Consider the following 12,357-nt stretch of genomic DNA (forward strand, 5'->3'; position numbering starts at 1 on the left):
ATTCAGGCTTGAGGCCGCCAAACACTATGTCCATGACTCCCCGCGAAATCGTCCATGAACTCAACCGCCATATCATCGGCCAGGACGATGCCAAGCGCGCCGTTGCCATTGCGCTGCGTAACCGCTGGCGCCGGATGCAACTGCCGGAAGAACTGCGCGTTGAAGTAACGCCCAAGAACATCCTGATGATCGGCCCTACCGGCGTCGGCAAAACCGAGATCGCCCGACGCCTGGCCAAATTGGCCAATGCACCGTTCATCAAGGTCGAAGCGACCAAATTCACCGAAGTCGGTTATGTGGGCCGCGATGTCGAGTCGATCATTCGCGACCTGGCTGACGCCGCCCTGAAGATGCTGCGCGAACAGGAAGTGACCAAGGTCAGCCATCGCGCGGAAGACGCCGCTGAAGAGCGCATCCTCGACGCCCTGCTGCCACCGGCACGCATGGGTTTCAACGAAGACGCCGCACCTTCGTCGGATTCCAACACCCGTCAGCTGTTCCGCAAGCGCCTGCGTGAAGGCCAGTTGGATGACAAGGAAATCGAGATCGAAGTGGCCGAAGTGTCCGGCGTGGATATCTCTGCCCCGCCTGGCATGGAAGAAATGACCAGCCAGTTGCAAAACCTGTTCGCCAACATGGGCAAGGGCAAGAAGAAAAGCCGCAAGCTCAAGGTCAAGGATGCGCTCAAGCTGGTGCGCGACGAAGAAGCCGGGCGCCTGGTCAATGAGGAAGAACTCAAGGCCAAGGCCCTGGAAGCGGTCGAGCAACATGGCATTGTGTTTATCGATGAGATCGACAAGGTGGCCAAGCGTGGCAACTCCGGCGGCGTGGATGTCTCCCGCGAAGGCGTGCAGCGCGATCTGCTGCCGCTGATCGAAGGGTGCACGGTCAACACCAAGCTGGGCATGGTCAAGACTGACCACATCCTGTTTATCGCCTCCGGTGCCTTCCACCTGAGCAAGCCCAGCGACCTGGTGCCCGAGCTGCAAGGCCGCCTGCCGATTCGGGTGGAGCTCAAGGCACTGACGCCGGGCGACTTCGAGCGCATCCTCAGCGAACCGCATGCCTCGCTCACCGAGCAGTACCGCGAGCTGCTGAAAACCGAAGGGCTGGGTATCGAATTCCAGGCTGACGGTATCAAGCGCCTGGCGGAGATCGCCTGGCAGGTCAACGAGAAGACCGAGAACATCGGTGCCCGTCGCCTGCATACCTTGCTTGAGCGCCTGCTTGAGGAAGTGTCTTTCAGCGCCGGCGACATGGCCGGTGCGCAGAATGGCGAAGCGATCAAGATCGATGCCGAGTATGTGAACGGTCACCTGGGCGAATTGGCGCAGAACGAAGACTTGTCTCGTTATATCCTGTAAGCCTCACTCAATGTGGGAGTGGCTTGTGTGGGAGCTGGCTTGCCTGCGATAGCATCACTTCAGTGTTCCTGAAACACCGAGGTGCCTGCATCGCGGGCAAGCCCGGCTCCCACATTGGTCCCTCCCACATTTTGAGCCGGTTCCTACAGGGTTTTCTCCAATGTCGAAATTTCCTACTGCTGTAAACCTGCATAAAACCTCCAATACCCTCGGCCTGACCTACGGGCCAGACGAAACCTACCAGTTGCCCGCCGAATTCCTGCGGGTGCACTCCCCTTCTGCCGAGGTCCAGGGCCACGGCAAACCCATCCTGCAATTCGGCAAGCTCAACGTCCGGTTGATCAAGCTGGAACCCGCCGGCCAGTACGCACTGAAATTGACCTTCGACGACGGTCATGACAGCGGACTGTTCACCTGGGACTATCTCTATCAGCTGGCCGTACGTCAGGACGCTCTATGGGCCGACTACCTGGCCGAGCTCAAAGCCGCTGGAAAAACCCGCGATCCGAGTGAGTCGGTCGTGCGGCTGATGCTCTAGCACAGGGGTCTTGCTGTTTAGAGCGCATTTTCTAATTTCATCTGCTTGAATGCCCTGTCGCGTGGCCAACGATTGGCCCGCTTGCGAAAAAAAATAAACTCGGGTAACCAATGGAGCTGGCAAGTTCCCTGCATTTGACGATGCGGTATCAACGGTCACCCGAGTCGCAGTACCAGGCTGGTGTCGTGTATCGAAATTGGGTGCGCAGCAATCGCCGGTACTCGTCTTTCGGACAATGGAGCGTCGTAGATGAGTAACAAGAATAACGATGACTTGAAACGCCAAGCCTCGGAAAACACCCTGGGGTTGAACCCGATCATCGCGTTACGCAAAAAGGATTTATTGGCCTCGGCCAAGATGGTGCTGACCCAAGCCATCAAGCAACCGTTGCACAGCGTCAAGCACGTCGCCCACTTTGGCGTTGAATTGAAGAATGTGATGTTCGGCAAATCCGCGCTGGTGCCCGAGGGCGACGACCGTCGCTTCAACGACCCAGCCTGGAGCCAGAACCCGCTCTACAAACGTTATTTGCAGACTTACCTGGCGTGGCGCAAGGAGCTTCACGACTGGATCGACGACAGCAACCTGTCGGCACAAGACATCAGCCGCGGCCACTTCGTGATCAACCTGATGACCGAAGCCATGGCCCCCACCAACAGCGCGGCCAACCCGGCGGCGGTCAAACGCTTCTTTGAAACCGGCGGCAAAAGCCTGCTCGACGGCCTTTCCCACCTGGCCAAGGACATGGTGCACAACGGCGGTATGCCCAGCCAGGTCAACATGGGCGCCTTTGAAGTCGGCAAGACCCTGGGCACCAGCGAAGGCGCGGTGGTGTTTCGCAACGATGTACTGGAGCTGATCCAATACAAGCCCATCACCGAACAGGTACACGAACGCCCGCTGCTGGTGGTACCGCCGCAGATCAACAAATTCTATGTCTTCGACCTGTGCCCGGATAAGAGCCTGGCGCGCTTCTGCCTGCGCAATGGCCAGCAGACCTTTATCGTCAGTTGGCGCAACCCCACCAAGGCCCAACGCGAATGGGGCCTGTCGACTTATATCGAGGCGCTCAAGGAAGCAGTGGATGTGGTCACGGCGATTACGGGTAGCAAGGATGTGAATATGCTCGGTGCCTGCTCCGGCGGCATCACCTGCACCGCACTGTTGGGCCACTACGCGGCGCTGGGCGAGAAGAAGGTCAACGCCCTGACGCTGCTAGTGAGCGTGCTGGATACCACCCTGGACACCCAGGTGGCGCTGTTTGTGGATGAACAGACCCTGGAAGCGGCCAAGCGCCATTCTTACCAGGCCGGCGTGCTGGAAGGCCGCGACATGGCCAAGGTATTCGCCTGGATGCGCCCCAACGATCTGATCTGGAACTATTGGGTCAACAACTACCTGCTGGGCAACGAGCCACCGGTGTTCGACATCCTGTTCTGGAACAACGACACCACACGCTTGCCGGCCGCGTTCCATGGCGACCTGATCGAACTGTTCAAGAACAACCCACTGGTACGCGCCAACGCCCTGGAAGTGTGCGGCACGCCCATCGACCTCAAGCAGGTCACCGCCGATATCTACTCCCTGGCCGGCACCAACGACCACATCACGCCGTGGCAGTCCTGCTACAAGTCAGCGCAGTTGTTCGGCGGCAAGGTCGAGTTTGTACTGTCCAGCAGTGGGCATATCCAGAGCATCCTCAACCCGCCGGGCAACCCCAAGGCACGCTACCAGACCAGTGAGGGCCTGGCCGGCAGTGCGTTGGAGTGGCAGGAGAATGCGACCAAGCACACCGATTCGTGGTGGCTGCACTGGCAGGTGTGGCAGGCGGAGCGGGCGGGAAAACTGAAAAAAGCCCCGACGACATTAGGCAATAAAACCTATGCAGCCGCTGAAGCGGCGCCGGGTACCTATGTACATGAACGCTAGGCATTCTTGTGATTGAAATGAGATCAGATGTGGGAGCTGGCTTGCCTGCGATAGCGATGGGCCTGCTCACTAATCGCGGCCTGAAAGAATGCCATCGCAGGCAAGCCAGCTCCCACACTGACCGAGTTCCTACAGACCAATAGCACCACTTCACAGGGCTTGAGCATGGCGCAACCGTTCATCTTCCGCACCATCGACCTGGATGGCCAGACCATCCGCACGGCGGTACGCCCGGGCAAGCCGCACTTGACCCCGCTGCTGATCTTCAACGGCATCGGCGCCAACCTTGAGCTGGTGTTTCCGTTCGTCCAGGCCCTGGACCCGGACCTGGAAGTGATCGCCTTCGACGTGCCCGGCGTGGGCGGCTCCTCGACGCCGAACCGACCCTATCGCTTCCCCGGTCTGGCCAAACTCACCGCGCGTATGCTCGATTACCTCGACTATGGCCAAGTGAACGCCGTGGGCGTGTCCTGGGGCGGAGCGCTGGCCCAGCAATTTGCGTATGACTACCCCGAGCGCTGCAAGAAATTGATCCTCGCGGCCACCGCGGCCGGGGCCTTCATGGTGCCGGGCAAACCGAAGGTCTTGTGGCTGATGGCAAGCCCCAGGCGTTATATCCAGCCGTCCCACGTGGTGCGCATTGCACCGATGATTTATGGCGGTTCGTTCCGCCGTGATTCCAAACTGGCCGCCGAGCACGCCAGCAAAGTGCGCTCGGCCGGCAAGCTGGGCTACTACTGGCAACTGTTTGCCGGGCTGGGCTGGACCAGCATTCATTGGCTGCACAAGATCCGCCAGCCCACCCTGGTGCTGGCCGGGGACGATGACCCGCTGATCCCGCTGGTCAACATGCGCATGCTCGCCTGGCGCATCCCCAATGCACAGTTGCACATCATCGATGACGGCCACCTGTTCCTGATCACCCGGGCCGAAGCCGTGGCGCCGATCATCATGAAGTTTCTGGAGGAGGAGCGCCTGCGCGCCGTGATACATCCGCGACCGGCGGTGTGAAGGAACACACCACCGCGCAACTTGCCAGGAACCTACTATGGTTCTGGATTGGCGTGCCTGCTTGATGACTTGACGAAGGAGTGTTGGCTCATGCGAGAAAGACCCGTGACGAACCCGGCGCCCACCCCCGCTGCGTTCATCAACGCGCAAAATGCGATCACCGGCCTGCGCGGCCGGGACTTGCTGTCGACCCTGCGTACCGTCGCCGCGCACGGCCTGCGCAACCCGGTGCACACCGCCCGCCACGCCCTGGCCCTGGGCGGCCAGCTGGGCCGCGTGCTGCTGGGTGAGACCGTGCACGAACCCAACCCCAGGGACCATCGCTTCAGCGACCCCACCTGGAAGCTCAACCCGCTGTACCGGCGCAGCTTGCAAGCGTATCTGAGCTGGCAGAAACAGACGCGCCACTGGATCGATGACAGCAACCTCAGTGACGATGATCGCGCCCGCGCGCAGTTCGCCTTCGCCCTGCTCAACGATGCCGTGTCCCCTTCCAACACGCTGCTCAACCCGCTGGCGATCAAGGAGTTGCTCAACTCCGGCGGCAACAGCGTGGTACGCGGCGTGAGTAACCTGTTCGAAGATCTGCTGCACAACAACGGTTTGCCGCGCCAGGTCAGCAAGCACGCCTTTGAAGTGGGCAAGACCGTGGCGACCACGCCCGGCTCGGTGGTGTTTCGCAACGAGCTGCTGGAGCTGATCCAGTACAAGCCCATGAGCGAAAAACAGTACGCCAAGCCGCTGCTGGTGGTGCCGCCGCAGATCAACAAGTACTACATCTTCGACCTGAGCCCGGCCAACAGCTTTGTGCAATACGCACTGAAAAACGGCCTGCAGGCCTTTATGGTCAGCTGGCGCAACCCGGACGTGCGGCATCGCGAATGGGGCCTGTCCACCTACGTCGCGGCGCTGGAAGAAGCGCTCAACGTATGCCGGGCCATCACTGGCGCCCGCGAGGTCAACCTGATGGGCGCCTGCGCCGGCGGCCTGACCATCGCCGCGCTGCAAGGCCACCTGCAAGCCAAGCGCCAGTTGCGGCGCATCTCCAGCGCCAGTTACCTGGTAAGCCTGCTGGACAGCCAAATCGACAGCCCCGCAACATTGTTCGCTGATGAACAAACCCTGGAAGCCGCCAAGCGCCGCTCCTACCAGCAAGGCGTGCTGGATGGCCGCGACATGGCCAAGATATTTGCCTGGATGCGCCCCAACGACCTGATCTGGAATTACTGGATCAATAATTACCTGCTGGGCAAGGAACCGCCGGCGTTCGACATCCTGTACTGGAACAACGACAACACGCGTCTGCCCGCCGCCCTGCACGGCGACCTGCTGGACTTCTTCAAGCACAACCCCCTGAGCCATCCCGGTGGCCTGGAGGTATGCGGCACGCCCATCGACTTGCGCAAGGTCTCGGTGGACAGCTTCAGCGTGGCCGGCATCAATGACCACATTACGCCGTGGGACGCGGTGTACCGCTCCACGCAACTGCTGGGCGGCGAGCGACGCTTTGTGCTCTCCAACAGCGGGCATATCCAGAGCATCCTCAACCCACCGGGCAACCCCAAGGCCAACTATGTCGAGAACCTCAAGCTGAGCAGCGACCCACGGGCCTGGTATTACGACGCCCAGCACGTCGAAGGCAGTTGGTGGCCACAATGGCTGGAGTGGGTACAAAAACGCTCCGGCGTACAACGCGAAACCCTCACCGCCCTGGGCAACCAGAATTACCCACCGATGGAAGCGGCGCCGGGTACTTACGTGCGTGTGCGCTGAGCTCAGCAATCAACTTTAAGAAGACTGGATGAAGACCCGCGACCGTATCCTTGAATGCGCCCTGCAGTTGTTCAACCACAAGGGCGAACCGAACGTATCGACCATGGAGGTGGCCAATGAAATGGGGATCAGCCCCGGCAACCTCTACTATCACTTCCATGGCAAGGAGCCGTTGGTGCTGGGGCTGTTCGAGCGCTTTCAGTGTGAGCTGGCGCCACTGCTGGACCCTCCTGCGGATGCGCAACTGGGAGCTGAGGACTACTGGCTGTTTTTGCACCTGATTGTCGAGCGCATGGCCCACTACCGGTTCCTGTTCCAGGACTTGTCGAACCTGGCGGGGCGCCTACCGAAGCTGGCCAAGGGGATCCGCCACTTGCTCACGGCGCTCAAGCGCACACTGGCGTCATTGCTCGCGCGCTTGAAGGCGGCGGGGCAACTGGTCAGTGATACCCAGGCGTTGGGGCAACTGGTGGAGCAGATCACCCTGACATTGCTGTTTTCGTTGGATTACCAACGGATTCTGGACCGTGAAGGTGAGGTACGGGTGGTGGTGTACCAGATCATGATGCTGGTGGCGCCGCATCTGCTGCCAACGGCGCGGCAGGCGACCGAGCGGTTCGCCTTGAAGTACCTGGATGACACCGATTAAACATGTAGGAGCGAGCTTGCTCGCGAAAAACGTCAACGATAACGAGTGCCTCCTGAATAAACGCGGCGTCTTTGAGTTTTTCGCGAGCAAGCTCGCTCCTACAAAATGGGGAATGCGGCGTTTTTGAGGCTTGCATAAAAAACGCCCAATCTTCGCAGACCGGGCGTTTTATGTGTCCCGTAAAAATCAGGACTGACTGGATGGCGTCGGGGTAACCGGCGTTGCAGTCGGGGTAGCAGCCGCATGCGTCGGCGCGGACACCGAATTGGCGGTAGAAGCGGCCGGTGCTGGTGCCGTGGCTGGCTTTGCGGCTGCCGGTTTTTTCGCTACCGCAGGCTTTTTGGCCGCTGCAGGCTTGGCAGCTGGTTTCGCAGCGGCGGGCTTGGCAGCAGGTTTAGCGGCAGCGGTTTTAGCCGCAGGTTTGGCAGCCGGTTTAGCCGCAGGTTTCGCGGCGGCTTTAGCGGCCACTGGCTTAGCGGCAGGCTTGGTAGCCGGTTTGGCGGCAGCAGTTTTAGCCGCTGGCTTGGCCGCAGGTTTCGCCGCGGCTTTGGCCGGCGCTTTGGCAGCGGGTTTGGCAGCTGGCTTGGCGGCGGCTTTAACCAGAGGCTTGGCGGCAGTTTTGGCGGTGGGTTTTGCAGCGGCGGTTTTAGCCGCAGGTTTGGCCGCCGGTTTTGCTGCAGGCTTGGCCGCGGCGGTCTTGGCGGGAGCCGCTTTGGCGCCGGTGAGCTTTTCGATTTGCTTGGTCAAGGTATCAACCTTGCTATGCAGCGCCTTCAACTCAGCCTTGCTCGGTACGCCCAGTCGCGAAATAGCACTGTTGAGGCGCTTGTCGAACGTTTCTTCCAACTTGCCCCAGGTATCCGAAATACTCGATTTGGCGGAACCCGCACTCGCCTTGGCAGCGTCGACTTTTTTACCGACCGTGCTCTTGGTCAACTTCTCGGCCTTCTCGCCGTCTTTGACCAAGGTCTCGAAGAGTTTGCTGCCGTCACTGTCGATCTTCGAGTACACGCCTAAACCAGCGAGCCAGATTTTGCGGGAATATTCTTCAACTTTCCCGACCCACGAGCTGCCTTCTTTCTGAGTAGTCTTTTTAACAGCCATCCCGATGTCTCCTTAGTGTTTACGCGCGACACGTTCGAGCAATGCCGTCAGCTCTTCGAGCTTAGCAGAGAGTGTCTCCACGTCATGTTTAGACGCAATGCCGATCCGATTCAAGGCACTGCCGACACGAGTATCAAAAGCTTTTTCAACTTTATCCAGTTGAACTTCGACCAGGCCTTTGACGCCGGAGACGTTACTCTTTACTTGGTCAATCTGACTGTTGGCGGCATCAAGTTGTTCAACTACAACTTTTTTACCTTTACTTTCAACACGTTGACCGCTTCTAACGAGTTCTTTGAAGTACTCGCCGCCTTCGCTGCCGACCTTGGCATAGGCGCCAAGACCCGCCAGCCAGATCTTGCGGGCGTAGCTTTTAACCTCACTCAGGGGGGTGGTCTGAACGTCGATTTTTTTCTTCAAAATAACTTTGGCCATGGTGCACCTCACACAGAATTGGGTGGCGGACGGCCCGCAAGAGTTGAGGGCTTGGGCACAAAGTAAGGTTTAAAATTAGAATCGGCACCCTAAGCACAGCCGTATCAAGCCAGGGCCTTATCCAGGGCCTTTTCGATTTCGGACTTGATCGTGCCACTCATGGCCGACATCAGCAGGCCAAGTTCCACATCAATGCGCAGCGAATCATCGGCCACCAATACCGTGCCTTTAACCCCGGAGCGCTTGAGCTTCAGGGTGTCGCCAGCCCACGAAGACTCCACCCCATATTTATCCTCGAGTTTGCGCGCCAATTGCTCCGCCTTGGCCCGCGCCTGTTCTTTTCCCAGGGTATGTTCACGCTCAACGGTAATACGGGCCATTGCAATGACTCCTCTTTATAACGACTCAGAACACCCGCCATGCGGCAAAAGGTCTCGATGAGCGTCTATCTTACCTGCAGCCTTGCCAAGACAAAGCAGGCCTTGGGGATTATCATGTCCCGCATTCTCTTTTGGTGACAGCGATATGACTGATCAGCGCAAAGGCAGCGATGCCGAACCCACCACTCACTTCGGCTTCAAGAACGTCCCGGAAAGCCAAAAGGCGGAAAAAGTCGCTGAGGTGTTCCACTCCGTGGCAGCCAAGTACGACCTGATGAACGACGTGCTCTCCGGCGGCATGCACCGCCTGTGGAAGCGCTTCACCATCGAGTTGTCGGGCGTACGCACCGGCAACCGGGTGCTGGACATCGCCGGTGGCACAGGCGACCTGGCGGCCAAGTTCTCCAAGCTGGTTGGCCCGACCGGCCAGGTGGTATTGGCCGATATCAACGGCTCGATGCTCAAGGTTGGCCGCGACCGCCTGCTCGACAAAGGCGTGGCCGGCAATATCGAGTTCGTCCAGGCCGATGCCGAGAAGCTGCCGTTCCCCGACAACCATTTCGACTGCGTGACCATCGCGTTCGGCCTGCGTAACGTGACTCACAAGGAAGACGCGATCCGCTCGATGCTGCGCGTACTCAAGCCGGGTGGCCGCCTGCTGGTGCTGGAATTCTCCAAGCCGACCAACGCGCTGATGTCTAAGGTCTACGACACCTATTCGTTCGCCTTCATGCCACTGATGGGCAAGCTGATCACCAACGACGCCGAGAGCTACCGCTACCTGGCCGAGTCGATCCGCATGCACCCGGACCAGGAAACCCTGAAGTCGATGATGGTGGAGGCCGGTTTCGACCGCGTGACCTACCACAACATGACGTCCGGCATCGTCGCCCTGCACCGCGGCATCAAGCCCTGATGCTGCTGCAAGGTCTTCTCGCCAGCGTTGAGCACGGTCTCAACCGTGTACTGCGCCTGGACAGCACCGCCCTGGCGCGGCTCGCGCACCTGACCGGCAAAGTCATTGCCGTTGATTGCCGCAGCCCCGCCGTACAGCTGTTTATCCTGCCCAGCGATGAAGGCCTGCTGCTCGCCACCCAATGGGCCGCTGAAGCCGACTGCACCCTGCGTGCACCAGCCTCAAGCCTGTTGCACCTGGCGCTGAGCCGCAACAAGACTGCCATCCTCCACAGCCCCGAGGTGGAGCTGGAAGGCGACAGCGCCGTGCTGATGGACCTGGCCGCCGTACTGCAAGACCTGGAGCTGGACTGGGAATACGAACTGTCGCGCTGGATCGGCCCCGTCGCCACCCAGTTGATCAGCGGGCACCTGCGCAGCCGCTCGCGCTGGTACCAGCAAGGGTTCGCCAGCCTCAACCAGAACCTTGCCGAATACCTGAGCGAAGAATCGCGCACCCTGGTCGGGCAACGGGAAGCGCAAGCGCGCTTTCGCGAGCTCGACAAGGCCAAAATCGACCTGGAACGCCTCGAGGCCCGCTTCGAGCGCTTGAGCCGTTCCCTTGATCCAAGCGATAACGCATGAAGCTGCTCGCCGTCCGCCGTTTGTTTCGTATCCAGCGCGTCGTAATCCGCTACCGTCTTGATGACCTGCTGTTTGCCCTGCCCTTGCCGTGGTTCCTGCTAGCGGTGCGTTATGTGCTGCCGTGGCGCTGGTTGCCCCGCAAGCCGTCGCCGTTGAGCCGTGGCGCCAGCCTGCGCTTGGCGTTGCAGGATTTGGGGCCTATCTTCATCAAGTTCGGGCAGATCCTCTCCACCCGCCGCGACCTGTTGCCCGAAGACATCGCCGACGAGCTGATGCTGCTGCAGGACCGCGTGCCGCCGTTCGATTCGCAGCAGTCGATGGCGCTGATCGAAGAACAGCTGGGCCAGAAGATCAGCGAGGTGTTCAGCCGCTTCGACGTCGAGCCCCTGGCCTCGGCGTCAGTGGCGCAAGTGCACGCCGCGCAGCTCAAGACCGGCGAAGAAGTGGTGGTGAAAGTCATTCGCCCAGGCCTCAAGCCGATCATCGGCCAGGACCTGGCATGGCTGTTTATCCTCGCCCGCGCCGCCGAACGCTTCTCCGCCGATGCGCGCCTGCTGCACCCGGTGGACGTGGTCGCCGACTACGAAAAAACCATCTACGACGAACTCGACCTGCTGCGCGAAGCGGCCAATGCCAGCCAATTGCGACGCAACTTCGAAGGCTCGCAACTGCTGTATGTGCCGCAGGTGTATTGGGACTGGTGCCGGCCAAAAGTGCTGGTGATGGAGCGCATCTACGGCGTGCAGGTCACCGACCTCGCGACCCTGGCCGACCAGCGCACCGACATGAAGATGTTGGCAGAACGCGGTGTGGAGATTTTCTTCACCCAAGTGTTCCGCGACAGTTTCTTCCACGCCGACATGCACCCGGGCAACATCTTCGTCAGCACCGTCAACCCGTGGAGCCCGCAGTACATCGCCATCGACTGCGGTATCGTCGGCAGCCTCACCCCGGAAGACCAGGATTACCTGGCGCGCAACCTGTTTGCCTTCTTCAAGCGCGACTATCGCCGTGTGGCGCAGTTGCACATTGATTCGGGTTGGGTGCCAGCGGAAACCAAACTCAACGAGTTCGAAGCGGCGATCCGCACCGTGTGCGAGCCGATCTTCGAAAAACCGTTAAAGGATATTTCGTTCGGCCAAGTGCTGATGCGCCTGTTCCAGACCGCGCGGCGCTTCAATATGGAAGTGCAGCCGCAACTGGTGCTGTTGCAGAAGACCCTGCTGAACATCGAAGGCCTGGGCCGCCAGCTCTACCCGGACCTCGACTTGTGGAACACTGCGCAACCCTTCCTGGAACGCTGGATGCGCGAGCGCATGAGCCCGAAAACCATGCTGGGCAACCTGCACAGCCAGTTCGAGCAACTGCCGCACCTGGCCAACATGACCCGCGACCTGCTGGAGCGCATGTCCCAGCCCCATGCCAAGGACCCTGAGCCACCGTGGCGCAAGCGCAAGGACGACTGGTTCCTGCGCCTGCTCGGCGCCGCGCACCTGGTGGGCGGCGTGATGCTGGCGATTGGTGGGCCATTGAACCAACTAGGCCACTGGCCAGCGGGCATCATGGTCGCCGTGGGCGTTTATCTGATCGTGCGTCGATAGCCCATCCGGTTATACACTGTCGCAAATTGCCGGA

12 protein-coding genes are annotated in these 12,357 nt (G+C 60.1%); 9 read left to right on the forward strand and 3 right to left on the reverse strand.

The features are described from left to right. Nucleotides 1-26 precede the first annotated feature (26 nt). The 6 genes from hslU (at nt 27) to HU730_RS11265 (ending at nt 7,264) form a co-directional block, all read left to right on the forward strand. Nucleotides 27-1,364, forward strand: coding sequence for an ATP-dependent protease ATPase subunit HslU (gene hslU, locus HU730_RS11240; RefSeq protein WP_034125569.1), 1,338 nt, complete (start codon nt 27-29; stop codon nt 1,362-1,364). 160 nt (nt 1,365-1,524) lie between these two features. Further along, nucleotides 1,525-1,902, forward strand: a complete 378-nt coding sequence (locus tag HU730_RS11245; RefSeq protein WP_034125568.1) for a DUF971 domain-containing protein — start codon at nt 1,525-1,527, stop codon at nt 1,900-1,902. 249 nt (nt 1,903-2,151) lie between these two features. Continuing rightward, nucleotides 2,152-3,831, forward strand: coding sequence for a class II poly(R)-hydroxyalkanoic acid synthase (gene phaC / locus HU730_RS11250; RefSeq protein ID WP_054896198.1), 1,680 nt, complete (start codon nt 2,152-2,154; stop codon nt 3,829-3,831). Nucleotides 3,832-3,996: 165 nt separating this feature from the next. After that, a complete protein-coding gene (gene phaZ, locus HU730_RS11255) occupies nt 3,997-4,842 on the forward strand; it encodes a poly(3-hydroxyalkanoate) depolymerase (RefSeq protein WP_019820034.1) in 846 nt (281 codons plus the stop codon). Nucleotides 4,843-4,932: 90 nt separating this feature from the next. Continuing rightward, nucleotides 4,933-6,615 (forward strand): class II poly(R)-hydroxyalkanoic acid synthase, encoded by a 1,683-nt coding sequence (phaC, locus tag HU730_RS11260; protein WP_034125566.1) that lies wholly within the window; start codon nt 4,933-4,935, stop codon nt 6,613-6,615. A 28-nt stretch (nt 6,616-6,643) separates the two neighbouring features. Then, complete coding sequence (locus HU730_RS11265) at nt 6,644-7,264, forward strand: TetR/AcrR family transcriptional regulator (protein ID WP_034125565.1); 621 nt, start codon at nt 6,644-6,646, stop codon at nt 7,262-7,264. 186 nt (nt 7,265-7,450) lie between these two features. On the opposite strand, the gene HU730_RS11270 is transcribed toward HU730_RS11265, so the two are convergent. The 3 genes from HU730_RS11270 to HU730_RS11280 form a co-directional block, all read right to left on the reverse strand. Further along, nucleotides 7,451-8,368: a phasin family protein gene (locus tag HU730_RS11270; RefSeq protein WP_034125564.1), complete on the reverse strand. Its 918-nt coding sequence runs from the start codon at nt 8,366-8,368 to the stop codon at nt 7,451-7,453. Between the two features lie 12 nt (nt 8,369-8,380). Then, nucleotides 8,381-8,803 (reverse strand): phasin family protein, encoded by a 423-nt coding sequence (locus tag HU730_RS11275; protein WP_034125563.1) that lies wholly within the window; start codon nt 8,801-8,803, stop codon nt 8,381-8,383. 104 nt (nt 8,804-8,907) lie between these two features. After that, nucleotides 8,908-9,183 (reverse strand): polyhydroxyalkanoic acid system family protein, encoded by a 276-nt coding sequence (locus tag HU730_RS11280; protein WP_034125562.1) that lies wholly within the window; start codon nt 9,181-9,183, stop codon nt 8,908-8,910. A 145-nt stretch (nt 9,184-9,328) separates the two neighbouring features. Between HU730_RS11280 and ubiE the strand changes: the two genes are divergently transcribed. From ubiE to ubiB, 3 genes are read left to right on the forward strand one after another with little or no spacing between them, the layout of a single operon-like run. After that, nucleotides 9,329-10,099: a bifunctional demethylmenaquinone methyltransferase/2-methoxy-6-polyprenyl-1,4-benzoquinol methylase UbiE gene (ubiE, locus tag HU730_RS11285; RefSeq protein WP_003171186.1), complete on the forward strand. Its 771-nt coding sequence runs from the start codon at nt 9,329-9,331 to the stop codon at nt 10,097-10,099. Then, nucleotides 10,099-10,722, forward strand: coding sequence for an SCP2 domain-containing protein (locus tag HU730_RS11290; protein ID WP_034125561.1), 624 nt, complete (start codon nt 10,099-10,101; stop codon nt 10,720-10,722). The genes ubiE and HU730_RS11290 overlap by 1 nt, the downstream gene beginning before the upstream one ends. After that, the gene (gene ubiB, locus HU730_RS11295) at nt 10,719-12,323 is read left to right on the forward strand and encodes a ubiquinone biosynthesis regulatory protein kinase UbiB (protein ID WP_019820016.1); all 1,605 of its coding nucleotides are present in this window, start codon (nt 10,719-10,721) and stop codon (nt 12,321-12,323) included. Before HU730_RS11290 ends, ubiB begins: the two co-directional genes overlap by 4 nt. Nucleotides 12,324-12,357: the final 34 nt, after the last annotated feature.

Source organism: Pseudomonas sp. SWRI22, from assembly GCF_014268395.2.
Taxonomy (GTDB): Bacteria; Pseudomonadota; Gammaproteobacteria; order Pseudomonadales; family Pseudomonadaceae; genus Aquipseudomonas; species Aquipseudomonas paracarnis.